The 25,475-nt window shown below is 45.9% G+C and carries 35 protein-coding genes; 22 read left to right on the top strand and 13 right to left on the bottom strand.

Going from position 1 to position 25,475, the window contains the following annotated elements:
- Positions 1–4: 4 nt before the first annotated feature.
- The 10 genes from C5O23_RS08945 (at position 5) to C5O23_RS08900 (ending at position 9,560) form a co-directional block, all read left to right on the top strand.
- Entirely contained in the window at positions 5–424 is a 420-nt protein-coding gene (locus C5O23_RS08945; RefSeq protein ID WP_240597766.1) for a hypothetical protein, read from the top strand.
- Positions 421–852: a hypothetical protein gene (locus C5O23_RS08940; RefSeq protein WP_107032601.1), complete on the top strand. Its 432-nt coding sequence runs from the start codon at positions 421–423 to the stop codon at positions 850–852. Before C5O23_RS08945 ends, C5O23_RS08940 begins: the two co-directional genes overlap by 4 nt.
- 84 nt (positions 853–936) lie before the next feature.
- Positions 937–1,392 (top strand): hypothetical protein, encoded by a 456-nt coding sequence (locus tag C5O23_RS08935; RefSeq protein WP_107032600.1) that lies wholly within the window; start codon positions 937–939, stop codon positions 1,390–1,392.
- A gap of 73 nt (positions 1,393–1,465) precedes the next feature.
- Positions 1,466–2,512, top strand: a complete 1,047-nt coding sequence (locus C5O23_RS08930) for a DUF4417 domain-containing protein (protein WP_240597765.1) — start codon at positions 1,466–1,468, stop codon at positions 2,510–2,512.
- A gap of 1 nt (position 2,513) precedes the next feature.
- On the top strand, positions 2,514–3,134 hold the full coding sequence (locus C5O23_RS08925; protein WP_107032598.1) for a M90 metallopeptidase family protein: 621 nt from the start codon (positions 2,514–2,516) through the stop codon (positions 3,132–3,134).
- Between the two features lie 39 nt (positions 3,135–3,173).
- A complete protein-coding gene (locus tag C5O23_RS08920; RefSeq protein ID WP_107032597.1) occupies positions 3,174–3,413 on the top strand; it encodes a hypothetical protein in 240 nt (79 codons plus the stop codon).
- A 103-nt stretch (positions 3,414–3,516) separates the two neighbouring features.
- Positions 3,517–4,053, top strand: coding sequence for a hypothetical protein (locus tag C5O23_RS08915; protein ID WP_107032596.1), 537 nt, complete (start codon positions 3,517–3,519; stop codon positions 4,051–4,053).
- A complete protein-coding gene (locus C5O23_RS08910; protein ID WP_240597764.1) occupies positions 4,046–5,470 on the top strand; it encodes a phage terminase large subunit in 1,425 nt (474 codons plus the stop codon). Before C5O23_RS08915 ends, C5O23_RS08910 begins: the two co-directional genes overlap by 8 nt.
- Positions 5,471–5,482: 12 nt before the next feature.
- Positions 5,483–6,919, top strand: coding sequence for a phage portal protein (locus tag C5O23_RS08905; RefSeq protein WP_107032595.1), 1,437 nt, complete (start codon positions 5,483–5,485; stop codon positions 6,917–6,919).
- Between the two features lie 175 nt (positions 6,920–7,094).
- A complete protein-coding gene (locus tag C5O23_RS08900) occupies positions 7,095–9,560 on the top strand; it encodes an ADP-ribosyltransferase domain-containing protein (RefSeq protein WP_240597763.1) in 2,466 nt (821 codons plus the stop codon).
- A 58-nt stretch (positions 9,561–9,618) separates the two neighbouring features.
- Here C5O23_RS08900 and C5O23_RS08895 read toward each other — a convergent pair whose 3' ends face one another.
- Genes C5O23_RS08895 through C5O23_RS14160 form a run of 6 tightly spaced genes read right to left on the bottom strand, consistent with a single transcriptional unit; the run spans position 9,619 to position 11,600 of the window.
- A complete protein-coding gene (locus C5O23_RS08895; protein WP_107032593.1) occupies positions 9,619–9,933 on the bottom strand; it encodes a hypothetical protein in 315 nt (104 codons plus the stop codon).
- 1 nt (position 9,934) lies between these two features.
- Positions 9,935–10,126, bottom strand: coding sequence for a hypothetical protein (locus C5O23_RS08890; RefSeq protein WP_107032592.1), 192 nt, complete (start codon positions 10,124–10,126; stop codon positions 9,935–9,937).
- Complete coding sequence (locus C5O23_RS08885) at positions 10,123–10,911, bottom strand: ADP-ribosylglycohydrolase family protein (protein WP_107032591.1); 789 nt, start codon at positions 10,909–10,911, stop codon at positions 10,123–10,125. Before C5O23_RS08885 ends, C5O23_RS08890 begins: the two co-directional genes overlap by 4 nt.
- Positions 10,889–11,155, bottom strand: a complete 267-nt coding sequence (locus tag C5O23_RS08880) for a hypothetical protein (protein WP_107032590.1) — start codon at positions 11,153–11,155, stop codon at positions 10,889–10,891. The genes C5O23_RS08885 and C5O23_RS08880 overlap by 23 nt, the downstream gene beginning before the upstream one ends.
- Positions 11,156–11,194: 39 nt before the next feature.
- Positions 11,195–11,398 carry an FtsB/FtsL family cell division protein gene (locus tag C5O23_RS14165; protein WP_133166534.1) on the bottom strand — a complete coding sequence of 68 codons (204 nt, stop codon included), beginning with the start codon at positions 11,396–11,398 and terminating at the stop codon, positions 11,195–11,197.
- The gene (locus C5O23_RS14160; protein WP_133166533.1) at positions 11,391–11,600 is read right to left on the bottom strand and encodes a hypothetical protein; all 210 of its coding nucleotides are present in this window, start codon (positions 11,598–11,600) and stop codon (positions 11,391–11,393) included. Before C5O23_RS14160 ends, C5O23_RS14165 begins: the two co-directional genes overlap by 8 nt.
- A gap of 187 nt (positions 11,601–11,787) precedes the next feature.
- Between C5O23_RS14160 and C5O23_RS14305 the strand changes: the two genes are divergently transcribed.
- Positions 11,788–11,958 carry a hypothetical protein gene (locus tag C5O23_RS14305; protein WP_161553581.1) on the top strand — a complete coding sequence of 57 codons (171 nt, stop codon included), beginning with the start codon at positions 11,788–11,790 and terminating at the stop codon, positions 11,956–11,958.
- Between the two features lie 59 nt (positions 11,959–12,017).
- On the opposite strand, the gene C5O23_RS08875 is transcribed toward C5O23_RS14305, so the two are convergent.
- The 7 genes from C5O23_RS08875 to C5O23_RS08845 all read right to left on the bottom strand — a co-directional run bounded on the left by C5O23_RS08875 (position 12,018) and on the right by C5O23_RS08845 (position 16,491).
- Positions 12,018–12,830, bottom strand: coding sequence for a radical SAM family protein (locus C5O23_RS08875; protein ID WP_107032589.1), 813 nt, complete (start codon positions 12,828–12,830; stop codon positions 12,018–12,020).
- Between the two features lie 3 nt (positions 12,831–12,833).
- Positions 12,834–13,997 (bottom strand): hypothetical protein, encoded by a 1,164-nt coding sequence (locus tag C5O23_RS08870; protein WP_133166532.1) that lies wholly within the window; start codon positions 13,995–13,997, stop codon positions 12,834–12,836.
- 231 nt (positions 13,998–14,228) lie between these two features.
- Positions 14,229–14,510 carry a DUF3846 domain-containing protein gene (locus C5O23_RS08865; protein WP_107032587.1) on the bottom strand — a complete coding sequence of 94 codons (282 nt, stop codon included), beginning with the start codon at positions 14,508–14,510 and terminating at the stop codon, positions 14,229–14,231.
- A 4-nt stretch (positions 14,511–14,514) separates the two neighbouring features.
- Complete coding sequence (locus C5O23_RS08860) at positions 14,515–15,084, bottom strand: hypothetical protein (protein ID WP_107032586.1); 570 nt, start codon at positions 15,082–15,084, stop codon at positions 14,515–14,517.
- Positions 15,077–15,400: a hypothetical protein gene (locus C5O23_RS08855; RefSeq protein ID WP_107032585.1), complete on the bottom strand. Its 324-nt coding sequence runs from the start codon at positions 15,398–15,400 to the stop codon at positions 15,077–15,079. Before C5O23_RS08855 ends, C5O23_RS08860 begins: the two co-directional genes overlap by 8 nt.
- A 40-nt stretch (positions 15,401–15,440) precedes the next feature.
- Complete coding sequence (locus C5O23_RS08850) at positions 15,441–16,022, bottom strand: hypothetical protein (RefSeq protein WP_107032584.1); 582 nt, start codon at positions 16,020–16,022, stop codon at positions 15,441–15,443.
- Between the two features lie 46 nt (positions 16,023–16,068).
- Positions 16,069–16,491: a hypothetical protein gene (locus C5O23_RS08845; protein ID WP_107032583.1), complete on the bottom strand. Its 423-nt coding sequence runs from the start codon at positions 16,489–16,491 to the stop codon at positions 16,069–16,071.
- 258 nt (positions 16,492–16,749) lie between these two features.
- Here C5O23_RS08845 and C5O23_RS08840 point away from each other — a divergent pair, with 258 nt between their 5' ends.
- The 11 genes from C5O23_RS08840 to C5O23_RS08790 all read left to right on the top strand — a co-directional run bounded on the left by C5O23_RS08840 (position 16,750) and on the right by C5O23_RS08790 (position 25,379).
- Positions 16,750–17,367: a hypothetical protein gene (locus C5O23_RS08840; protein ID WP_107032582.1), complete on the top strand. Its 618-nt coding sequence runs from the start codon at positions 16,750–16,752 to the stop codon at positions 17,365–17,367.
- Positions 17,368–17,380: 13 nt separating this feature from the next.
- Entirely contained in the window at positions 17,381–18,028 is a 648-nt protein-coding gene (locus C5O23_RS08835; protein ID WP_107032581.1) for a hypothetical protein, read from the top strand.
- A 9-nt stretch (positions 18,029–18,037) separates the two neighbouring features.
- Positions 18,038–19,273, top strand: a complete 1,236-nt coding sequence (locus tag C5O23_RS08830) for a hypothetical protein (protein ID WP_107032580.1) — start codon at positions 18,038–18,040, stop codon at positions 19,271–19,273.
- An 11-nt stretch (positions 19,274–19,284) separates the two neighbouring features.
- Positions 19,285–19,638 carry a hypothetical protein gene (locus C5O23_RS08825; RefSeq protein WP_107032579.1) on the top strand — a complete coding sequence of 118 codons (354 nt, stop codon included), beginning with the start codon at positions 19,285–19,287 and terminating at the stop codon, positions 19,636–19,638.
- A 3-nt stretch (positions 19,639–19,641) separates the two neighbouring features.
- Positions 19,642–19,977, top strand: a complete 336-nt coding sequence (locus C5O23_RS08820; RefSeq protein WP_107032578.1) for a DUF6706 family protein — start codon at positions 19,642–19,644, stop codon at positions 19,975–19,977.
- A 2-nt stretch (positions 19,978–19,979) separates the two neighbouring features.
- Positions 19,980–20,312, top strand: a complete 333-nt coding sequence (locus C5O23_RS08815) for a hypothetical protein (protein ID WP_107032577.1) — start codon at positions 19,980–19,982, stop codon at positions 20,310–20,312.
- Positions 20,303–20,773, top strand: coding sequence for a hypothetical protein (locus tag C5O23_RS08810; protein WP_107032576.1), 471 nt, complete (start codon positions 20,303–20,305; stop codon positions 20,771–20,773). The genes C5O23_RS08815 and C5O23_RS08810 overlap by 10 nt, the downstream gene beginning before the upstream one ends.
- Complete coding sequence (locus tag C5O23_RS08805; RefSeq protein WP_107032575.1) at positions 20,770–21,198, top strand: hypothetical protein; 429 nt, start codon at positions 20,770–20,772, stop codon at positions 21,196–21,198. The genes C5O23_RS08810 and C5O23_RS08805 overlap by 4 nt, the downstream gene beginning before the upstream one ends.
- Positions 21,199–21,211: 13 nt before the next feature.
- The gene (locus C5O23_RS08800; protein WP_107032574.1) at positions 21,212–21,727 is read left to right on the top strand and encodes a hypothetical protein; all 516 of its coding nucleotides are present in this window, start codon (positions 21,212–21,214) and stop codon (positions 21,725–21,727) included.
- A gap of 12 nt (positions 21,728–21,739) precedes the next feature.
- The gene (locus C5O23_RS08795; RefSeq protein WP_240597762.1) at positions 21,740–22,456 is read left to right on the top strand and encodes a hypothetical protein; all 717 of its coding nucleotides are present in this window, start codon (positions 21,740–21,742) and stop codon (positions 22,454–22,456) included.
- 238 nt (positions 22,457–22,694) lie between these two features.
- Entirely contained in the window at positions 22,695–25,379 is a 2,685-nt protein-coding gene (locus C5O23_RS08790; protein ID WP_107032573.1) for a tape measure protein, read from the top strand.
- The last annotated feature ends 96 nt before the right edge of the window (positions 25,380–25,475 follow it).

Genomic DNA, 25,475 nt, shown 5'->3' with positions numbered 1-25,475 from the left:
ACTCATGGAAAAAGAAAAAGATGTGCCCACCGTTGAGGTGGCTGTGGAAAAAGCTCCACGAAAAAGGGTTGTTTTCTCTCCCTACTGGGAAAAGAGAAAGAGAAAGCTGAAAAAGGAGTTTATCCAGAAGCTCCAGGATTCGGCAAACAGTGAGGTGATCGCCTCTGATGAGTATGGGGAGTATCGTGCTGGCTCATTCCTCCATAAGGCTGCAATCGTAACCGTTCAGAGAGAAAACGGATTGTGGAGCCTCCATGTGATGAGTGAGGAGTTTATTTCCTCCGTACTGGTTGAGGAGATCCGTTATAAGTATCTCCCCGATGATCTGTTGATGGCGCAACTCTATGGCACCAGGAAAGAGGCAAACCAGCTCAAAGGTGTTGTGCTCTATGAGATCCCCAAACATATCAAGGAGGCGGAATGATCTATATCGGTATTGATACTGGTACTAACACTGGGATTGCTGTATGGGATAACCGCCAGCGATCCTTTGTTAGTGTCGGTTGTGTGGCGATCCACAAGGCTATGAGGATCGTTGAGGAGTATGCCCAGAAAGCTCTGGATGCTGGCACCAGGTGTATTGTGAGGGTTGAGGATCCGAGGCAGCGCACCTGGTATGAGCCAATGACCAGGGAGGCGGAGCGGAAAAAACTGCAAGGCGTTGGCTCTGTCAAACGTGATGCCTCTATCTGGGAGGACTACCTATCCGATCTGGGAGTAGAGTTTGAAATGGTGGCTCCGAAAAGGAATGTTACCAAGCTATCCCAGGATCGTTTCAGAGTTATGACTGGCTGGCAGAATCGGACAAATGAACATGGCAGAGATGCTGCTATGTTAGTTTTCGGGTTTTGAGAGAATTTTCTGCTTAAAATGTGTTCAACAAACACATTTATTTTGTATCTTTGCAACATACATTAACCGAGTAAATTTTTCACAATGGATATACTGATTATTACTGTTTCTCTCTTTCTGATCCTCATGGTGTTATTTGTGCTGGGAGGGTTAAGGGAAACTCTGGGGGATCATATTGTAAAAATCCTCCCCAGGAACCACTCCCAAAAGGGAGATCAAGTAGATATTTTCCTCAATGGAAAGTATAACAGAACGGCAACGATCTCCAGGATTAGTGCCGATAAGGTGTATATCTACGGCTCAATAGGACTGCCTCTGGACTACAGAGGTCGCTTTTATGCCGTGGGCTTTGATGTGAATGATGGGAGCCGTCTGATTTACCTGGGAAACAGAAAGCATTATCGCTTTGTGCGTGTGGCGGAGATCATACGCAAGGCGTTTGCTGTGATGGATGAGGTGGATAACATGAAGATGGCACCAGTTGATACGGTTGATGAGATCAAGGATAGCCAGGAAAGCGAGGTGAGCGATGATAAGTGAGCCTCTGGAATGGCGTAAGGTTACGGATCTCCATAATCTGCCAGAGAACCCCAGGAGTATCACTCCCAAAGGGATGAAACGCCTGGTGGAATCTATAAAGATCAACGGTTTCTATGAGCATAGACCTCTGGCGATCGTTGAGCGTGATGGGCTTTTGGTTGTACTGGATGGCAACCAAAGGCTCAAAGCTGCAAAAAAACTAAAGCTGAAAGAGGTGCCAACCGTGCTCTACATTGATACAACTCCAGAGGATGAGAGGGAAATTATCCTCCGAGGGAATATAAATAACGGAGAATGGGATCAGAACATTCTCAACACGGAGGATCTTTTCAAAGATGTGGATTATGATGCCATAGGACTTGTGATCCCAGATCTTTCCCTGGAGGAGGAAAAGCCGAAAAAGAGCAAGGCTAAGGCTCCGAAACAAGAGGATGGTCTGGAGGATCCAGATGATGATCCAGCGGATGATGAAAGCGAGGATGAGGATCCCGATGATGAAGCTGATGAGAAAGAGGCTTTCTATCGCTCAATGTTTAAGGATGTGCTATATCCGAGCGATAATATCTTTGAGATCCCCACTCTGTTACTGGAGGAGCAAGCTGGAAACCTGGAGCTGCCTCTATCTCCCTGGGGAGCAAACAGCCGATTGAGAAAGGATGTAACAACGTATCATTTCTACGTTGATGATTATCGTTTTGAGGCTCTTTTTAAGGATCCGATCAAGTTGCTCACAAGTGGATGCAAGGCGGTTGTTGAGCCTAATTGTAGCTGCCATGATCAAACCCCTATCGCCTGGGGTATTCAGTTGATCTATAAGAAACGCTGGCTTTGCCGATACCTCCAGGAGTGCGGTATCAAAGTTTATGCTGATCTCAATGTTTCCCACAAATTCATTGAATACAATAAAATGGGGATCCCCAAAGGATATAACGCCTTTTTTACCCGTGGGCTGGATGGGTGGATGGAGAGCTTAAAATCCGATCTCCAGGTAGCCCAGGAGATCTCTGGACTTGAAAGACCTAATCTGATCGTGTATGGCGGTGGAGATGAGATCCAGGAGTTCTGTAGGAAACATGGGCTGCTGTATGTAACTGATTTTATAAACGCCAAAAAGAAATAACATGGGCAGAAATTCTGGCGGAGTTGTGAATGTGTCTGGTGGTGGTGCCAATGCTGGCATTGTCGCTAAGGCTGTGAAAAATTCACGCTCCATATCAACGATAAATGACCGATCGGTAGCAAAAGAACTGCAACAAGGCATTTCCCGATTTCATGCTGTGCTGGGTGTGAGGGAGAGGAGTGTAAGGATCGCTGATCTCTCTGGCATGAATGCACTGGGTGTAACCTATATCGGAGGAGAGGGCAAGAGTGCTGGTATTCTCCTCAATGAGAAATTCTTTGATCGCAAACGAAAGGCTATCATATCCGATGTGAGAACCAAGCACTACGATACTGGTTTCAAAAACCGAACAAACGCACCTCTCCAGCACACGATCACACATGAGCTGGCACACGCAACCTGGAATGCTCACATGAGTAGTGCCAATGCCAGGGGTGCTAAGAAAGAGATCACCCAGCTCTATCACCGATGGCTGGGAGATAAAAAGAAAAAGGGCTATGGCTCTTATGGTGCTACAAACGTAAGTGAGTTTTGGGCGGAGGCTGTAACCAAAGCTGTGCATGGCAAGTCAGACCGCTACACCAAAAGAGTGATCAACATAGCACGAAAGTATAAGCTATAATCGTTAAATTTGTAAATTATTCATAGAAAGTAAAGTATTATGAAAAAGATCGAACTATCTGCTGATGAGATCCAGGTGATCCATGAGCAATTAAACGGAGAGTTTGGGGCGTTTACAGCAACCCCCAGACAACAGCAGCTCATTATGGGCGTAACAGATAAGGCAGTTGCTCTGGCAGATGAGCTGAATGCCTTTGATGATGTGGGTGAGGATCTGATCGCCTGGTATTATAACAAGTACCAGGAGCAAGAGAAAGAGAATGCCCAGAACGCCCAGTAATACGTTCACCAGGTAAAGAGGATCAGACGGTGAAACGCTGTCTGATTTTCTTTACCTATAAAGTGTGTTTGACAAACACGTTACTACGGAGATACAACGAAAAATGGCAAAGAAATTATTTCAACCTGGAAATAAGATTGGCAACCGCTTTTCCTCCGACAATCAACCAGAGAATAGGAGGAAACCAAAGATCTACACCGTACTGAAAAAGCGGTATGGGATAGATCTGGCAGCCAATGGCGATTTCTCCCAGGGGCAGATCCAGGATTTGCTCCAGGCGTTGCTCTGTGTAGATATACGCCAAGCCACTGCCCTAAGCGTTGAGCTAAACCAGGATCTCCAGGAGATAGTTAAGAAGATCAAGAATGGGGAGCCGATCCCTAAGCTGAAAAAGGATGAGGTGATAAGCCAGGTGTTTATTGTCCTCTCCCAGGCGATAAGCCGTGAATCAGCAAAGGGTGAAAGCTCAACTATCCGCTGGATAATTGAGTATCTGTTTGGCAAAGCAACCCAGCCGATCGAAAGTGAGATTAATGCCCAGGTAACAAGCAACGATGTTGATCTATCAGCTCTTTCTGTGGAGGAGCTGATGCAATACAACACGCTCCTGGAAAAGATCAAGGCTGGCAATAATGGCTAACAAAGCGGTATCAGTGCCGATGGCACTTGCAGTCAAGATGGAATTGTGGAGGCGTGGATGCTTCGATTTCATCACCACCAGAGATGGCAAGAAACATGAAAAGCAATCTCTGGCTCTCCAGATATTGACCGATTCAGATCATGTGGAGATCCTTTATGGTGGTGCTGCTGGTGGTGCTAAATCGTGGACTGGTGCCGTTTGGTTGCTTTTTATGTGCCTCTGTTATGCTGGTACTAAATGGTTTGTTGGTCGTGCCGAGCTAAAGAGGATCACCCAATCAACCTATATCACGTTCAAGCGAGTTGCAAAGATGTATGGTGTGCCAGATGATCTCTGGAAATACAATGGGCAACTGAATTACATTGAGTTTTGGAATGGCTCCAGGATTGACTTTCTGGATCTCCAGTTTAAGCCAGGTGATCCGCTCTATGAGCGTTATGGCTCCATTGAGTTTACTGGTGGCTGGATTGAGGAGGGCGGTGAGGTTAATTTCGGTGCCTATGATACTCTAAAAACTCGTGTGGGTCGCTGCCTTAATGCAGAGCTGGGATTGAAACGAAAGCTCTTTATCACTTGTAACCCCAAAAAGAACTGGATGTATGATACTTTCTACAAGCCCTGGAAAACTGGGGTGCTCCTGGAGTATCGCTACTATGTTGCGTGTCTGGTGCAAGAAAACCCCTTTATAGATCCAGACTACATAGAGGGTCTGCGATCAACCTCTGATAAGGTTAAGTTTGAGCGACTGTTTAAGGGTAACTGGGATTACGATGATAACCCCAATGCCCTATGCTCCTATGATGCTATATGTGCTATATTCGGCAATAAGATCTCCGTGCGTACTGGTAAACACTATATCACTGGAGATATTGCACGTTTCGGAGCGGACTATGCGAGGCTGGCGGTCTGGGATGGGTGGACTATCATTGAAAAGATCAGTTTCCCCACCAGCACAACCACCGAGATTCAAACCTGGATTATCAACAAACAGAAAAAGTATAGGATCCCTAACTATCGCTGTATTGTGGATGAGGATGGCGTTGGAGGTGGCGTGGTTGATAATTGCGAGATCCAGGGCTTTGTAAACAACTCTGTTGCTCTGGCTGGAGAGAATTACAGAAACCTCCAGGCTCAATGTGGCTACAAGCTGGCGGAGCATATAAACGCCAATGAGGTAGGTATGGAGGAGGATATTGTAAGCCAGGCGGAGAGAGAGGAGATCGTGCGTGAGCTGGAACAACTGCAAACCTGGAAAGGTGATAGTGATGGAAAGCTCCAGCTAAAGCCGAAAGAGGAGATCAAAAACGATATAGGGCACTCCCCAGACTGGAGGGATCTGTTTCTTATGCGATCCTGGTTTGATTACAATGAGGTGGAGATCCCCGACAATATAGAGCAAATTTTAGGTTTAACTTGAAAATAAACTGATATGGGTTTAATCAACGCAATTCAAAACGAGATCAAGGCTGCTGTGGGCTATCAACAGTCTTTTGCCGAGCTGCTTGCATCCAGGGATGTAACCAGGGCACTATCTATGATGCGTGATCGCTCTGAATCCGCTGCCAAATTCCGCAAGGAATATGAGATCAACACTCATAAGGTGATGGAGCGTGAGGATCGTGCTGTGTACGACAAAAAGGGCAATTTCCTCCGCTGGAGCAAGCGCAACAAAATTCCTATCCCTTACCAACCTTTCATCAATGAGATCGCCCTGGTTTTCCTCTATGGCAGACCAGTGAAATGGAGCCAGGGATCCGAGGGCACCGATGATGCTTTCTCCTATTACCAGAACCTCATGGGGGAGATCCGTTTCAACTCTATTATTAGGGAGGCGAAACGTGCTGCTGGAGCGGAGGGTGTATCTGCGATCCTCTATCATTGCTATAAGGATGAAGATAACAACCCCAGGCTCCTCCTCAATCTCCTTTCCCACGAAAACGGAGATACGATCTACATCGTCAAAGACCAGTACAAGCGTTTGACCTCATTTGCCTGGGGCTACTATCTTACCGAGGCTGGCAATCGCACCGTGTATCATGTGGATATTTACACCGCTGATACAATCTATCGTGCCAAGCGTGAAAGTGTGGGATGGGAGGTGCTGGTTATGCCCAACCCAGTAGGCAAAATCCCAGTGTTGCTCTTTGAGCAAGTTCCAGAGCACTCCAGCGTTCAACCTCTGATCGAAAAGATAGAGGATAGTGAAAGCACCGAGGCTGATGTGATTGATCGCTTTGCCAACCCAGCGATGGTGGCAACAGCGGAGATCCTTAATTCTCTGCCTAAAGCGGAGGATGAGGCAAAGCTGTATATCCTCAAAAACGGTGGCGATGTGCGTTACCTTACATGGGATCAAGCGAGCGAAAGCAAGCGCAACCAGTTTGAACGTCTGGATAAACATATCCTCTCCAAGTCGTTCACTCCCAACATAGATTTTGATAACATGAAAAGCCTGGGCAACCTATCGGCTAAGGCTATCCGCAAAATCATGTTGCTTGCAGTCATCAAGGCGGAGCGACACAAGGAGAAACACGATGGCTACATGAATCGCCACGCCTCCATTATGAAAGCCATAATGGGGAATGTGCTGGACTATCGCAACAAGGCTCAATATGATGCCCTGGTGTTGCGCCATGAGTTCCAGGAACCGTTTGGTGATGATGTGAGTGAAATGCTTGCCGATCTCTCCAAGCAGTACAATGATGGAGCGTTGAGCCGTGAAACCTACCTGGAAATGTCTTATCTGGTTAAGGATGTTAAGGCTGAAATGGATCGTATTAAGCAAGAGGAGGCGGAGCGAATGGCTCAACAACTGGAGCAACAGAGAGAGCTGAATAAAATGGATGCTTTTGGGGAGGCTGAATGATGGCAAAGAAAGTAACACCGAGCAAACCCCAGCACTCTTGCCAGGATTGCAAACACGCTACCGACTTTCACAGCAAGGCTCTGGATGGGCACTGGATTTTATGCAAATGCTCTTTCCACAAGTATAGCAAGTTTCTGACCAGGGATCATTGTGAACATTTTAGCCATAAATGATTATGCCGAAATTGGACTTTAACCAGATGCAAAAGCAGCTATTCAAACGCACGGAGGGATATGCTGCCAAAGTTCGCTCTATATACCAGAGGATGCTCTCACAGATCATTGACCTGGTAAAAGATGTGGAACTGGAGGAGGGAAAGCCTTTCTCCTTTTCGGAGTATGGATTAAGCGATGAGGTGACACCGCTTTTCCGCTCAATGTATAGCAGCACCTACCAGGCGATCAAAGAGGGGATCGGCAAAGAGTGGCTGATGGCAAATGAGAATAACGATGCTCTGGTTAAAGCCATTTTCGGCAAAGGATCTATCGAGGATCACCACTTTGCCAAATTCTTCATGCGCAACATGGAGGCTATGGATGCTTTCTTTGCCAGGAAAACTGGTGATGAGGGGCTGGATCTATCTCAGAAAGTCTGGAGGTACACTGGTATGTATAAATCAGAGCTGGAAATGAGCCTGGATCTGGCTATCGGAGAGGGCACACCAGCAAACCAGTTAGCCTCAAAGATCAAAAAGTACCTCAATGATCCAGATCGCTTTTATAGGCGTTTTCGTGTCAAGATCGGTGAAAACGATGATGGCACTCCGATCTGGGGCTACAAGTGGAAACGGAGGGTATTTGACAGTGAAAGTGGTGGCTATAAGTGGATAGATGATAACCCCAAAAACTATCACCCAGGGAGGGGTGTTTATCGCTCCTCCTCCCGAAATGCCCAGAGGTTAGCCAGGACTGAAACCAACATTGCATATCGCACCGCTGATTATGACAGATGGCAGCAGCTCCCCTTTGTGATCGGTGTGGAGATCAAGTTGAGCAATAATCATCCAACGGAGGATATTTGTGATGATCTGAAAGGGATCTACCCAAAGGATTTCAAGTGGACTGGCTGGCACCCTAATTGCCGTTGCTACATGGTGCCAGTACTGGCAAACAAAGAGGATGTGAGCAATATGGTTGATAAGATCCTGGATGGAGAGGATCCTGGCACCGTTCACCCTGGAGGAGCCGTTGAGGAAATGCCCGATCAATTCCAGGACTGGATCAAAGCCAACGAGGAGAGATACAACCAGGCGGAGCAGAAAGGCACATTGCCCTATTTTATCAAGGATAACAAAAAGGCGGTGGAGCAAATATTAAAGCCTCCTACGCCAGAGGAGAAACACCACCAGGAATTAGTAGCCAAGTATGGGGAAAGTGCCGTGCAGAGCCTCTATGACGCTTACAAGGCGTTTCTGGATAAGATCTCAACTGGAGATCTGGATTATCAGATAAAGAAACTCAAATTTGAGGCTCAATGGGTAGCCGATAAAAACAAGTTTCCGACCTCTCCAGAAATGGTTAAGATGCTCAATACTCAACTGGCAAAGGTGGAGGCTCAAAAGGATCTCCAGTTGGCGATTGCTGATGCTAATACCGTTCTGGGATTCCAGAGCAAGAGTAAACCACTCAAAGAGATCCAGGCGGAGCTGGCTGATGCCATAAGCCAGGGAGCGACTGCAAACGAGATCCGAGCGATTACTGCCAGAGGTAACGCTAAGATCCTGGCGATTGAAAAGGCAAGGCTGGCGAAACTGGCTAAAACTGCTGGAGGTGATGGATCTGTGATTGATCTCTATGCTACAGCAGAGGAAAAGTTGGAGCTGGCAAGGCTCCTGGATGCTTACAATGCAGAAATGGCTGCCTCTGGTAGTCAGTGGGCGTATAATGTCAATGCTGCCTACATGAGGATGGCAGACTATAAGAAAGAGCTGGCTTTGAAATATCTCTCAAAGCAAGGGCGATTGGTTAAGCTCAATGGGGAAACCGTTGAGAGTGCCCAGAAAGCCCTGGAGGAGTATCTGGATGCTCCGCTCAATCATTCCGCTATGACACCAGTAGGAGGGCGTTTCCAGCTCACAGAATACTGTTACAATAAAACAGAGATCGCTGAATTTTCCAGGCTTACTGGTATTAGTGAGGATGAACTGGGATTGATCAACCGCTATAGCCGTGGATCCAAGTGGATCAATCGTTACAGTTATGGCGTTCCAGATCCCTCCTATGGGCGTGTTGTGGATTATGATGGGCTATGTCCTAAGTATATCCAGGCAACAAACGCTGTATTGGAAAAGCTGCCACGCTATGAGGGTACTGTTTTCTCTGGGATCTCGTTTGAGGAGGGTCTTCTATCAACCTATATAGCCGATATGCAGAAATGCCTATCCTCTGGCACTCCCTATGTGAATAAGGCTCTGATGAGTTCCACCACCAACATAGATAAAACCACCATGTTTGGTGATAACCTTATGCTGGTGATCAAGAGTAAAAAGGGAGCCAATATAAAGCCGATCTCCTATTATCCCAGTGAGGATGAGATTGTGTTTAGAGCTGGCTCCAGGTTCAAGGTACTCAAAGTGTACCAGGAAACTACTCAAAAGTATGGATTTGGTAGGGGCTGGGTTGTTGAGCTGGAGGAGCTATAAAAGAAACGGATCCAAACTGCCTATGCAATCTGGACCCGTTATTGTCTGGTGCTGTTGGTTATCGTTTACCAGTTTCAAACACCTTTCCCCAATCGGTTGTATCTCCATAAGGATTGGGGGCTTTACCAGGTAAATACTCCTGGATAAATTCCGCTTTCCATTGCTTGTATGCCTCTGCCAGGGATCGGCTTGTGTCGCACTGATCCAGGTAGGAGGCATGGAAATTTCTCTCATACTCCCAGAGGGAGGCTGCCAGAGGCATCTCTGTGTTTCCTATGTAGGGGTTTTGGGGTTCTCCTTTGTACCAGCGATAGTTTGAATAATCCTCCGTGATCCCAGAGAAAAATCCAGCGTTATTCCAATCTTTTGCCATATCAGATAGATGTTACTATGTTTATTCCTTTGAGGATGTATATACAACCCTCTTGCTGCTGCCAGGTGTATTTGTGCCTGGGATCCTGGATCTCTGAATTGAGATCGGCAACCAGAGCTTTAACTGCTTTGATCTTTTCCTCCATGATGATCCTGGCAACTATCTCTGGAGGAATGGTAAACGTGATTTTCATTTGTCTGGGAGCACGTTTTCATAGAAACGCTCTATCACATTACGCATATCCCTGGGGAGCCTGGAGAGAGTGGAAAGCCATATCTTCTCTGGTATATCCCAGATCGCCTCTGCCATTGCTCCAACGATAGCTCCTATTGTGTCGCTATCTCCACCAATGGCGATGGCTCTGCGTATCGCATCCTCAAATGAATCTGCGTAAAATAAAACCCAGAAACATACTGGTAGAGTGCCCTGGCACGTTTCATCAAATTTGCCGATCTCTGGGGCTTTCAGCTCCCAGCCTGGGTAATATCGTTGAGAGATCTCCATAAGCTCACTCCCTCTCATTCCGTGTCTGCCAGCCCAGATCATGTGAGCCACACAAACGGCTCCTTTTACACCCTCTGGATGGTTGTGGGTGATCATTGCAGTCTTTTCTGCCTCCTGGAGCACTTGTGAGAGATCATCAAATGCCCAGGCGATAGGGCTTACTCTCATAGCGGATCCATTCCCGAAACTGTTATAAGGCTCTGGGTGCTCTGACTGGATCCACTGGGCAAACCTACCTCCATAACCGCCTTTGGGATTGGGGTACTTTCTACACCAGCGTAAGAGATTAGCCATATAGCACGGATCTCCATCATTCCTGGTGATCCGTCTGTTAATTGCATCTGCTATTGCAATAGTGCAAATGGTATCATCAGTGAAAGTGCTCCCTGGAGAGAGCCAGGGAAAATCATAATCCTGGGTGTTGTGAAATTCGTATGGTGATCCCACAATATCACCTATTATCGCTCCGATCATCGTTGCCTCCTTTCTTTATGCCTCTGTTGGTTTCTTTTGAATGTAGTGTGCCCTTTCTGATAGTGGCACGTCTGCCAGTGTATTCCCCATCATTGAGGGTATTCCAGAGCGTTTCTCTGGCGATCCCTACCACATCCAGGGGGAGCACATCATATATGGCTGCCACGCTGCCAAAATAATAGTGTCGCTTTCCCTGGTATGGCTCATGGAGTTCAACGTGGATTACTTTCCTTTGCTGTTTCATACTAAATGCGTTTATCAGACACAAAGGTAACTATTATATTTAATATAACAAACCTTTGAGCCGTTTTATTTCTGCTTTTAGGTTCTCATTCTCTTTTTTGAGCCGTTCTATCTCCTCATGTGGTGTGGGTGAAGCGTTACAAGTGCATTGATCCAGATCTCCACTTACAGCAACCGCCATACAGCCAGGGATCAGCACACGCCCCACGCCACGCACACGGATATAATGGCATTTCTCACTCATTACAATCTTTAATTTTATGCGTCAAAGATTGAGATAGTATCAAGTATTCATTACTACATAATACAGCCTTACAAAGAGCATCGCCAAGTTTTTCGCCATCACACCAACTACACTCACATTGTTCACAGCGATTTGCTGGATTATCAGATATTTTGGCTATGTAAACCTCACTCTCTATTATAAGTCCATTTAATTTATTCATTGCTCCATCGGTGAATTATACTTTTCAATGCTGGTTAATCGTTGCCGAATAAACCAGAATAGATCACACTCTTTCCAGGTCTTACATACGATCCAGCGAAATGTTGGCACTGTTAGCCAGGTAGGATCTGGGGCAGCATCCTCAAAGGTGAAAACAGCATAATGATCAGCCCAGAGAATCCGCCATATTGCTAAAAGTTTACTCATTGCTTACCGATAGCTCGTTTAACATCCTCCCTCTGGGCATATTCTTTCTGGCGTTCCCTACATTCATCTACACTCTCCAGAAACTCCTCACTCATTTCAATGCCATACTCCAGGCACTCATCAAATATAATCAGATCCTCATGGCAGTTTGAGCAAACGCCATTATACATTTTGCATCCGCAATCTGGGCAATAACTCATAATAGTTGGTTTTACTTGAATATATTAAACTCTACACTCACAAACTTATCGGCTGGCAGATCCGCTCTGTCTATCTCCAGGAACTTAATTAGGCTATCTTTGAGATAGTATCTGCCAGGAGCCTCTTTCAGCATATCCAGGAGAAAATGAGCCTCTGATCTCTCCTGGGCGTTGTATCGCTTTCCGCTCATAAGACCTATTTTGTAGAGATCGCAATAACCCAGGGAGAGATTGATCATTGAGAAAGCACTGGCAAAGTCCACCACTGGCTCAATGCTGGCAAACGTCTTAAATCCCCAGTCATGCAGTCTTTTCATAGCGTGGAGCCGTTCAATGTTGGAGGAGGCACCAGGCTCCAGCTCATCATGCCCAGTAAGCGTGAAACCCCAGGCGATTGAGCCAGCGATCAATTTCAGAGCTTTCATTGACTGGTGATCCAGGAAATCAGCTCTCTTTGTTAAGATCTGAACTGGGATCCCTCTGGAGTTAGCGGTAAAGATCGCCTCCAGCGTGAGATCTCTGGTTTCCTGGAGCATTGGATCACTGGTGAACGTAAAGAACAATCCAGAGGCTTGCAGAGCCTCCAGGTTGGCATCTATCTCCCTGGTGAAAACCTCCAGGGCATGATCCCGATCCTTGAAACACTTTTTGAGCTGGGCTTTATCACTCCAGACCTTTGCCAGGAATCCCTTTTTGCAATAGCAATACTCGCAATCGTTGGAGCACCCAGTAAAGAAATTGCAAGCCCAGGCAGCATATTCCCCAGCCTTTCCGCTGGGGTTGTATATCGCGTTTCCGTTAAAGCGTTTTACTGATTTTTCCATATTTTATAATTCAAATAGTTTACCAAGCATTAGAGGCTCAATAGATGAAAACATTATCATGGAGATCTGATTGAATCTATAACCGAATTTCAAAAAACCTCTGTGGCATACATTGCCATATCTTACCAGTTGCTCTCTCTGCTTTTCGGTTATTCTTACCATCGGTTTTTGAGAGTACCCATCGTAATGTATTATATCTCCATGAATCTTTACCCAGCCTTTTTCCTCCAGCCAAACATCCGCATTGCAATCTACCTCATTGGGGATCACTCTGGCTTGTAAAAGGGCATCGGCTATCTGAATATGGAGCATATTTGCATATTCTCCATTAAGACCATAAAAATCCCCACTCGGAGATAACCAGCCAGCATCATAGTTATCAGTGATCTCCACTGGTTGAATAATGCCGTTGTTGAGCGTTTTCGCAATATCCCTTTCGCTCTGTAGGAAACGATCCAGCAAATCAAATCTGTAGTTACGTCTGGCGATCTCCTGCTTTACTGACTTATCATCAAACAAAAGGGTTGTAAGCTGGGTGTTAAGATCTCTCACCTGGTAAGGCATAACAAATCCATCGGGGATCTCTCCAGGATATGCCTTGCCCAGCCATTCAATAACAGCCATTTTCTTAAAAGCCATTTCAGAGAATTTGCGTACCCCATTGATCGTGGTTTTAATATTTGCCAGGATGTTATCCTCTGAACCATCCATAAACGGATCAATCAGATTCTCGCTATCACCATCATAGAAAAATCTTAATAGGCGATCATAAGAAACTGTGATCTTAAACTCTCCATCCGCATCTATAATGGCTTTTCGCAGATGATTGAGTGCATTGATCCACTCCTCCGCATCCTCTCTCATGTTTAGGATCTGTTGCCCAGCCCACTCCTCAATATAGAATGGAGGGTAAAGATCTTTCATGTCTGGGGTGTATTTGCTTACATTAACCGAAACTTTATCTTTGTCGGTGGTTATGATCAGCTCTCCAGAGAGGATCTTTAATGCTATATCTCTGGGGCACCCTACCAAACTATCCTGGATAGCTGATAGAGCTTTGTTAGGATTCAGATTCATTGTTAGGTGCTCTCTGGCTATCTTTACTATAACCCTGCCAAAATTTTCACCCAGTGTAAAATGAACTGTATGAGTTTTAGTTTCCATCATTTTCCGAATTGATTACAATTACTAAGTTACTCCCCTCTGGCATCCGAAAGGCCTTATTAAAGAGTTTCTGGCACCGTCTGGGAGGGTTGATGTATCGGTGGTGCATTTCATCAAACATGGTGCAATGCCCTTTCCCTGGGTTGGGAGATAGTCTGGAAGATCCACTGTTAAACCAGGGGCATGATCCGCAGCTCCCTGGTTTATCGTAGAATGTTGTGCCGTTTATGGTGATCATCGAACCTCTGAATTTTTACAGAGTACCACATCACCATCAATCCAATCCCAGGGGAAGATAGCACGGTGTTTCAGTGCCAGCTCGGTTGCAGTCTTGTTGGTTGTATAGCGATCTTTCCCATCCTCGTTGAGTACCAGGATCTCATCCTCCTGGTTGTTGAGGCATACCTCCTGGATATATCCATCCACATACTTTTGCAACTCCTCCAGGGAGAAATCCGTGCCGTTCTGGGGCTGGATCGTTTCTTTGGTTCCGTCTGCTTTGATTAGTGTTGCCATATTATTATCCTTTTAATCTGCTTATGAATTTGAGTTTTATTGTTACTGGTACCATCCGTGATAATCCAGATATTACCTCATTGGGGTTGGTGATCTGTAATAGGAGCATATCATCCTTTGATTCATCGCCCAGGTCATTCACGATAAAACAGTTTGGCGTTTCCCATACTCCAGATTGATCCGTTATTTCATTCCAAAGCTCATAACCTGGAGTGCCTTTTGCCAGATCGTGATTATACCACTTTAAGGCAGATTCAATGCTCTCTCTTATGTTTTGCTCCCAGCCAGAGGGTATGCCATCTGGGGAAAGTTCATAATCCAGGATTTTTGGATTGGTGATCTCCATGATCTGAATATCTATATTATTCACATATTTTTCCAGGATCGGGAGAAGATCTTTGGGGTCTATTGGGATGTTAATTGTGCGTTTGTTTTTGAATCCATCCACATAGCCAAAAAATACGGAGGATTCTTTGGAATCCCTGGAGTAGCACTTAATCGCTGTTATCGCGTTGTTGAGTTTGCCCCTGCCATCAAAGTAGCTCTGGAGATCCACAATCATTTCTTTATCCATTGGTGCCTCCTTTCTCTACATAGTTGTTACACTTGCTTTTCTTATTGTGGAGTGTCTTACCAGTCCAGGAGCAATAGATCCCCGATCCATATCTCATGCTGTGTTTGCATGATCGGCAAATGGAGGGTGTTGCCTCTTTCCTGGCTCTGTGAACGCCTTGCACATAGCCAGGTTCCGCACGTCTTACATCATCATATTTCGCCTGGGCTGCTGTCTTAATCACCCTGGTAGGGGTATCAAGAAACTGAATATCCAGCCCTCTTTCCTTTGCATCTTTTTCGATCACTGAACGGATCACATCTTTAAGTATTCCCATTATCGGTGTTGCATTGTGGAGGGGATTGCTCCCCTCCTGGTTAAAGTCCGTTTGTTATCACATTTAGAGCCATCATTGCTACTCTGTAGGCATCCGTCTGGAGGATATTGAAATAAGTGTAAGCCTCCATCGGTTCCAGCATTATCCTTTCGCCATACCCATTATCACCAGCATTTCCACTATTTATCATAGCTGCCTCCCTGGTATCAAAGATCACCGCAATTCGGTTGGCTGGAGCAACATCGGCTCCCTGGTAGCCATTACCCTCTCCACAATAACAATAGAGCTTATCTGGAGTGGTTTTGCCTCCAGCATAGCCAGCGGAAACCCATTTTTCGCAATTCTCAATAGCAAGTTTACCGTATCTCTTTGATCCCTGGATCAACTCCTCAAAAAGTTCTTTCTGTCTATCGGTAAGAGTTAGGCTCTGGAGCTTGTTTTCTGGTGCTCCCATAAGCGTAAAAACACGCTCATTTTTTGCGTTGTAATAGTCAATATCATACTGGATCTCAAATGTGCAAAGGTTATAATCCCAGCCTTTTACCATACCAGTATATAGGATGTTTTCCTTTTTGTCGGAAACGGCAACGATCTCTCCGATCTTAAATTTATTTTCTGCCATGATCTGCTTTCCTTTTGTGGGGAGGGTTGCCCCTCCCCTGGTGGTTTTAGAATTGATAGAGATAGCTTACTTTTCCTTTGTGGAGATACTTTCTGCCTCCCTTTTGTCTGGTTTCTGGATCTCGGATCTCGGTGGCTCCGTGTGTTTTGAAATACGCCATGTATTCAGAGGCAGTGGTGAGGTTGTTGGTTTTGATGATCGTATCAGCTTTAACAACTGTTTCCGATCTTTCCACTGTGTGATTAAACTCCTTGGGAGCATCCTTAAAACCGAAACAGTTTGTACACCAGTTTTCGGTTACTACTTTGAGATCCATCCCAGCCTCTTTGATCAGCTCTGTGGGATCGTTGGGGAAATACAGATATTCTCCGCTGTAGTTAAATGCCCATTCTCCAGATACCAGAAAGGCGATAAGATTGCTGATCTCGGTGCGTGATCCGTAAACCACATAAACAATTTTTGTTTCCATATCTTTCTTTTGTTTTTTTAATTCGGTGTTGCAATCAGTTTGAGTTATCTGTGTTTTTCAAACACATCGCAAAGTTAATGTGTTTTATTTAATATACCAAACTTTTCAGCAATTATTTTTCAAGTAAAATTTACCTGGCTAATTTAAGTAACTGAAAAATAGTTTATTTACCTGGTTAATTTTGTGTGTCTGCCAAACGCATTTATTGGAGGAAAATTATTATATTTGCACCATTCTATAATTTAATCAGTATCAACGATGAACAAAGCACTCTACACAAAGGTCAAAGACCGCTGTAAAGACACTCATTTATCGGAGAAGTACCTTAAAGAGATCACCGAAAGCATCGGTGATGTCGTAGAGGATGATTCTACCGATGAGGAGCTGATCGAAAAGACTGCAACCAAGATCGTGAATATCGCCAAATCCAGCCAGGGTGAGGCTACACGATGGGCGCAGAACGCAAAGGAGAACGCCAACCAGAGCAAAGGTGGGGAGGGAGAATCCAAAGAGGATGAAGATCCCGACAAGGGCAAAGGTAAGGGCAAAACGGAGCGCAACGATGATCCACACGCAGAAGAGATCAAAAAGCTCAAGGAAAAAATTGCTGAAATGGAGGGCGAAAAGTCTAAATCTCAACGCTCCTCCGATATTGCAACCGCAATGGAAAAGCACAAAATCCCCAGCTATCTCCGCAACCGCCTGGCTAAATCAATCTCCGATGAGGAGGATATTGAGGAGGCTGTGGCTGCCATTAAGCAAGATCTCATTACAGATGGTCTGATGCCCAAAGATGGGGAGGGCGAAAAAGCTGCAAGTGAAAAGCAAGTTGATGAGGCTGCCGATAGCTTGCTGGAATCAATAACCGCAAAATAATTAACAAGTAAAGATGAAACGCAAGAAACACTCTTTCACTGGATCACGCCCGATCTTTACTGGCTCTCCCTCAAAAGTGATCGGAGGCTTTAACCTGGATAGGAGCAATCAGAATTTTGCTGATGGCGATATTATCCCTGGTGGAGTGCTGGCGATCTATGATGAGGAAACCAGGCTGGTGCAAGTGATCAAGACTGCAAAAGTCGCTGAAATTGACTCCGAGGATCCTAAGCAGATCACTCTGGCTGTCGATGAGTTCTATGCTCCTTTCTTTGCTGTTGGTGATATGATCCTCAAAGAGGGTGCTGCTGCCACGGCAATAGCAAGCGTTCCCACCGTAACAAAGGTGGAGGAAAAGGGCAACATCTACAAAATCACTCTGTCTGCTGCTATCGCTGGTCTGGCTGTGGGCGATGTGCTGGAGGAGGTTATCTCCGATGGTGCTGCCACTCCCAAATCCAAATCCAGAGGACTTGCCAACTCTGTAACGGTGGCAGACAATGAGGTTAAGGAATTTGAAACCTCAATGGATGTTTCTGCTGACACTCTCCAGTATGCCCTCTATGAGAGGCGTGTGCTCCCGATCCCTGCCAGCCAGAAAGATGAAACTGGGGCTTTCCTCAAAGCCAACCCTCATGTGAAATTCACTAAATCACACTAACGGTAAACTATGAAATCAATTTTTTCAACATTCAAGGGGTTGCACAAAAACGGTGCTCCTCTGGATCTCCTGGCAACCTGGGGAAAAACATTCGATAAAGCCTCTGAAAGGGAAGTGGCTCTCTTTGAGAAAACCTACTCCGATCGGTGGTGTGCCTACAACACACCCCAGATGTCGCTCACTGCGGAGGCTATTGTGGGTAAGTATCGGTTGCGCCTTATGGCTACTCTGGTAGGCAATGAATCCCCCACACCTTTGAGGCGTTCTGATGGTTTCGATATATGGACTGGTGAGATCCCCAGGATCGGACACACATTCCAGCTCCAAGCCAGGGAATACCGTAAGATGCTGGAGGTTTATGAGAACCCCAGGATCAAGGAGCGTGATAAGGTAAAAGCCATTGAAAAGACTTTCCGCAACGATATGCAGAACGCATATCTGGGCTGTAAGGATGTGATGGACTTTATCCTCCTCACTGCTTTCTCTAACTGGGGTGTATGCCAGTTTATCCCAGCGGTAAACAACCCTGGCGGTCGTGCGTATGAGGTGGATTACCAGATGAGCGAGGCAAACAAACTGATGAGTGCCTACCTCTGGAACACTGCAAACACCGCTGCTGGCAAGGTGAACCCGATCCTCATGCTTTCTATGATCTGTTCTGATCTCCGCAACCGTGGCATTGAGCCTGGCGAAATTCTGATGAGCCAGGATCTCTACACCTGGATCCGTATGGATGAGAGCACACGCCTCATGGCTCATGGCAATGATAAAAAGGCTCAGACTGTCAAGGTTTCAGAGCTTAACGATTTGCTGGAGGAGAACCAGATCCCCCCGATCACTGTGATCACACGAAAGATGGGCATTGCGAAGGATGGCAAACGCTATCCTATCCAGCCCTGGAATGCTAACTTTATCGGTATCAAGCCCGCTGGCGTTGTTGCTGAAATCCAGCCCGCCATTGAGGATAGTGAGCTGATGGAGGAGGACAATGTGGACTACTTGAACGCTGGCAACGGCATTCGTATTTCTAAGTGGCGTACTGGTGCCTCTGGCAACCAGGTTGCTGCTGAATACACGGAGGGTGCTGCCAGGATGCTCCCTCTGGTAACAGAGATTGATGCGATCGTGTGTCTGCAAGTTCGTGGCTTTGAGGAAAAGACCGTTCCCAACGATGAAAACGGTGTTGCACGTTCATACTGGACTAAATCCGAGTATGAGGGTAACGCTGGATTGCCCACCGCCTAAATTTCCGATGTATGCTTAAACTGAAAGTTGTAACAGACTTTAGGGATCGTGATAATATTGAGCATATCCACCGCAAGGGTGATGTGCTCACATTATCCGATCTTAACCGTGTCAATGACATGGTAAGTCGCAAACTGTGTGTGATCATATCTGTGGAAACTCCCACACCCTCCGAGGCTCCCCAGTCTAAGGAGATGGTAAGTTTCCAGGGTACAAGCTATGAGATCAACGTGATCAAGGAGGCTCTGGCTGCTATCGGTGTATCGGTGGCTGCTAATGCCAAAGCTAAGGGCGTGGAAAACGCTCTCTCTAAGCTCACAGAGGAACAAACCCAGGCTCTCAATGATGCCCTAACCCAGGAGTAAGAGATGGAGAATCTGACAAAGTTTGATGCCCTAATCGGAGAGCTGGAGCCATACACTCCAAATCGGCTCACTTTGATGAAAGCCCTGGCGGATGCCAATGTTACCGATCTGGATGCTGAATACACCCAGGAGGACAAAAAGCCTATTGCCGTGGCTGCAATCAAGGTGCTCAAAAAGCTGATCGTGCTCTCCAGTGATAGCCTGGGAAAATCCTCCCAGGGCTACAATGTAGATAAGCTGGAGAAAAGGATCAAGGCTTTGTGTACTGAAAACGATCTGGATGCTGATGATTTTGTTGATGATCTCCCCTCAATTACTGATGGGTCAATGTACTGGTAGCAATGAGGATCAACGGCAAATTCTTATACCAATCGCTCTCCCAGGTAGCCAGGGATCCCGAAACTGGATTGTACTCCAGTGATGATGGATCTGACTGGCAGCCTGGATGTGAGTGCCAGATTGATAATGTGGTGCCAGCAAAACACTTTATCGGCACTGATGGGCAAGAATACACCTACAACTATAACGTGTTTATCCCAAAGCACTTTTCTGGAGTGGGTAATCTGGCTATCGGTGTGCTGATCAAAGTGATTGGAGAGAATGGCATTGAGGATGAGTTTGAGATCAAAAGCCTGGATCTGTTAAACCGCAAATACATTGAGCTATGGGGATAACGCCACAATTCAGTAAAGGAGCTGTGTTTGATGAGGTGATGCTATTCCAGAAACGCCTGGAGCAAGCCACGATTTTCACTCTGCAATATCTGGGTGAAAGCCTGGCTAAATATGCCAAAGATAACCACAACTACACTGATAGGACTGGCAATCTCACTAACTCAATCGCCTATGCTGTGGTAAAGGATAAGGAAATAGTTTACTATGATGCGACAAACCAGCCTGGAGAGGGTGCGGAGGAGGCGTTAAAGCTGGCTATGAAAATAGCATCCTCTTTGCCCAACAAATTCTCCCTCATTATAGTAGCTGGAATGAATTATGCTGCCTATGTAGAGGCTAAGGGATATAACGTGATCCTCCCTGCTGAACTCAAAGCTAAAAAGGAGTTTCCGATCGTGGTAAAAGAACTGATAACCAAAGCCAAGCAAAAGGCTCTGGAGAAATTTGGAAATGTAGCATGATAACAACCGAGGAAATAGCAATAAGAGTTTTCCAGTTGCTCCAGGAGAGCGATGTGGCAAAGATGATCTCTGGATGCGTGGACTATGAGCGAAACGATTACACCCAGGAGGATGTGATCATTGTGCCTCATACCATTGACGGAGAGGGATCCGTGCGATTCGGTCAAATCAATGTGAATATCCATGTGCCAGATCTTACTATCTCGATGGGGAGAGGAAAATCAGTAAAGAGAACCAACACCAAACGGCTCATAGAGATCCGAGCAAAGGTGATCGAGATACTGCAAAACCATTATGAGAGAGGGATGGGCTATAACTGGAATATAGGGAGGCTCAATCCACCGATCAAGGAACCAGATCACGATGAGCATTTTGTTTCACTGGCTCTGGAGCTAACAGTAAGAGATAAAAAGTGTAACCAATAAAAACAAAGAAACCATGCCTATATTATCAACAATGGGTCTTAAAAAGATCTGGATCCATGAGGCTCTTTCGGATGGCTCTATGCCTCCTAACGGAAATGGATGGCTTGACCTGGGCGATGTTTACCAGGACACTTGCCAGCTCGTTGATGATGATCCCGAAATCACCGAGCACAAATCTGAAACCTCCAGCAAGCGTATCACGCTCACTGGTGAAACTCCCACCAACGTACAGCTCTCTCTGATGGATCCCGATCTGGAGCTGATGGCTCGTTATTTCGGTGGTACTATCACTGGATCGGAGGGTAAACGTAAATGGGTACGCCCCAGGAAACTCCCCTACAAGGAATGGGCTGTATGGCAGCAGCCAGAGGAGGGTTTGATGGTCGGATGTGCCAACGTGCGTATCATTCCCAAGTTTGAGATCACCTACTCTGCAAAGGGTATCTGCCTGGTGCCTATGACACTCAAATATCAGTCAGAGCTGATGGCGGATGAATCATTCAATGATCCCACCAAGACAACAGCGTAACCGATCCCGAAAATGAACCAGGAAAGCCTCCTATCCCACCCCAGGATGGGGGGCTTAATTTTCACTACTATGGATAAAGAAAGCAACCAGATACAACCAACGGAACTCAACCGCCAGCAACGCCTGGAGGTGGAGGAGAAAGCCATTGATGCCCTCTTACAGATGGGTGTTAAATTTACAGTGCCTCTGAAAATTTACCCAGTAAAACCTCCCAGGTTTATCCGCTGGTGGAATAAGAAATTCCCTAAGAAAGCAAGGATCTGGAGGGATAAACGCATTCCCAAAGGTTGGGATGTTACGGAGGCAGATGTGCCCAATGTGGAGAAAACAACGATGGAGCATATCTATCAGAGGAATTTCTATATCAAACCGCTCTATCTGGGAACTATTGACTATCTGCGAAAGCTATATATCCAGATAGAATATGATGAGGAGGCGATCCAGGATCAACCGATCCAGGAGAGCAAAAAGCTCTTTAAGTATATCCCCCTCATGGCGGAGATTGCTGCCGTTGCAGTCATTAACGATCCCTCCGTGATCAAACCCAACTCCGAGGTGAAAACGCTCCAGAAATTCTTTATTGAGCACCTTACAGTAACCAGGCTGAAAAGGCTGGCGGATGTAATAAGCCAGATGATGAATCCAGGGGGTTTTACCTCCTCTATCAGATCAATCGTGGAGATGGGAACGACCAAGCCGAAAGAGAACAGAGCGAATCTGATAGAGTAAGGGGGCTATGTAGCCCCTGGGGGTATCGTGGGGAGATCCTAAAGCAGTTTGGATGGACTTACGATTATTTGCTCTGGGGGATCTCCTGGTTGAACGTGCAAACTATGTTAGCCGATCTACTAAGACCAGCGGAGATCCAGACTGATGAGAACGGACAACCGATCAAACAAGAGAAAATTATTCACAGAGAGCTAAAAACTAAGGATGATATTAAAAACTATATCAAAGGCATAATATAATGGAAAATATAGACGGTGCATTAGCTTTTAGGGCTACTCTGGATATAGACGATTTCAATGTATCGGCACAAGCAATGGAGAATAGAATCAGAGATTTCTCCAATAGTGCTATTGATGAAGTTGAGAGCGTTGAGGATGTTTTCCAATCCTTTGCAAAGAGGGCTGGAGAATATATCTCATACTATCTGGTAGGGCAAGGAATGATGGGATTGCTCAATAGCATTGTGCAAGTGCGAGGGCAATTCCAGCAGTTAGAGATTGCCTTTGAAACCATGTTGGGGAGCCAGAGCAAGGCGAAAACCCTCATGGATCAGATGGTAGAAACAGCAGCTAAGACACCGTTTGATCTAATGGGAGTTGCGGAGGGTGCCAAACAGCTTATGGCTTATGGAGTGTCTGCTGATAAAGTAAATGACACCCTGGTAAGGCTTGGAAATATTGCCTCTGGACTTTCGATTCCTCTTAATGATATTGTTTACCTCTATGGTACCACAATGGTACAAGGTAGGCTATATGCCCAGGATGTTAGACAATTTACTGGTAGGGGTATTCCTCTGGTGAAAGAGCTGGCGGAGAAATACGGTGTTACGGCTGATAAGATCAATGAAATGGTATCGGCTGGTAAGATCGGTTTCCCCGAAGTTGAGGAGGTATTAAACAAAATGACTGATGCTGGCGGTCAATTCTACAACCTCATGGAGAAACAATCCGCCTCCCTTACTGGGCAGATCGCCAATCTGGAGGATGCCTGGGATACGGCTCTCAATAATCTGGGTGAAAAGGGAGAGGGTGTTTTCTCTGCTGGTATCAGTGGAGCTACAAATTTAGTGGAGCACATGGAGGAGATTCTAAGGATCCTAACCTCCGTTACAGTTGCCTATGGCTCCTATAAGGCAGCAGTGGTGCTCCAGACGCTTGTAACAAAGGGTTACACTGGGGTTGCTCTCATTGACAATACAGCCAGATCCGCAAAGCTGAAACTGATGCAACTTGAGGCGGTTGCAACTGGTAAGGTGGCAGCCCAGACAAAAGCAATGACAGCAGCGGAGGAGGCTCACGTTGCAGCCCTCCAGCAACAGCTCACAGCGGAGGATGAGGCAAATCTGGTAAAACAACTCCGAATCAACACCATTCAACAGCTCCTCACAGTTCAACAGCAAGAGTATCTATCCAATCTCAATATCACTGCCTCCAGTGCCAACTATGAGGCGGTGGTGATGGGTGTGCTATCCGTTGAGCAAAAGATGGCTCTTAGTAAGATTGATCTATCCTCAAAGAGTGCGATCTATAAGGCAGCTCTGGAGCAAGAGGTGGCAACAAAGGTGGCAAACCAGAATGCCACTCTCAATGCCATGAGGTTAAGCGTTAAGGAGGCTGCTGCCAAACTCCAGGCAGCCAAAACAACCGCTATAGCATCCACCCAGGCGGTTGAGGCAGCCCGATATGAGGTGTATTGGGCAAAAGCCTCTGGCGATGCAACCAGGATCGCTACAGCAGAGAAAAAACTGGCTGGAGCTATAGACAACCAGACCATAACCAGAAAGGCAGCTCTGGCAGCCCAAACGGATTTCTACACCAAAAAGAAACAACTTGAAACCGTTGCCTCCGTTCAAGGTAAAGCTGCTGCGATCGCTGAAAATGCAGCCACACAAGCCCAGGTAGTAACAAAGGGATTGCTGGCAACGGCAACCACCAAAGTTACCGCTGCTTTCAGAATGCTGTGGGCTACAATGGCAGCCAATCCGATAGGAGCTATATTAACCCTTTTCGGAATGCTGATCAGTGCTTTCATGCTGTTTGATAACACAACAGAGGAGGCGAAAACTATGGCTGGGGAGTTTAATGATACGGTTGAGGATGGCTATGCCAAACTGAACACCTATTTTGCGATCCTTAAAACAGCCGATTCAAACACTAAAACCTACCAGGAGGCACTGGCAAAGATCAATGCTATGTGTGAGGAATATAAAATATCCTTATTGGAGGAAAATAGTGCCCTGGAGGATCAGATTGCGAAACATGATGAACTTATTGAGGCTCTGGAGAGGACTACAAAAGCAAAGATCCAGGCTAAATATATTGAACAAGAATATGCTGATCTCCGAGAAAAGCAGAAAAAACAGCTTGATGAGTTAATCAAAAAGGCAGATAAGGCAACTCATAAGGAAATGCAATGGACTACCTACCAAACTCCAGAGGGCGTAACAACCCAGATGTATAAAGTGGTAGATGTAGCCTCTGAAAATCTTAGAAATGCCACTGATGCCCTCTGGGATAGTGTAATATCAGAAAGTGTTGAGAAATCAAAGGAAATTTCAACCCTTACTGGTGATGCCTACACCCAAGCGGTTGATGCCTTAATTAGCCAACAATCGCAAAAGATCCAGGAGGCAACCCACGCATCATCCGAGGAAATGGAGGCTTTCCAAGAGGCTCTTAGGCAAGTTTTAACAACAGTTATTTCCGATGCTAAGGCTTGTAATGCAGAATTGGCTCGCATTGATGAGGAGTTATCCACATTCTTTGGGGATGCTCCAGATGGGAATGAGGTTGTTGAGCAAATAGATATTACAAAATTAAGCCTGGAGGAACTTCATAAACTGGTTGAGGATCTTAATGGATCTACAGTTACCATTGATTGTAAAACTTATGGGTCGTACATTTGTACGGTTAAATGTTTTTGAATAAATTTATCTTCAAATATCAGGCATCACAAGCATGGAACAAGGCAGATTAGGGGGTGGCAAAACCCGTGACTAACGTTCAGTCCCCATGCTTTT

Origin of the sequence: Duncaniella muris (assembly GCF_003024805.1) — a bacterium.
Classification (GTDB): domain Bacteria; phylum Bacteroidota; class Bacteroidia; order Bacteroidales; family Muribaculaceae; genus Duncaniella; species Duncaniella muris.
The sequence above is the reverse complement of the archived record's forward strand: the minus strand, read 5'-3'. Positions and strand labels throughout refer to the sequence as shown.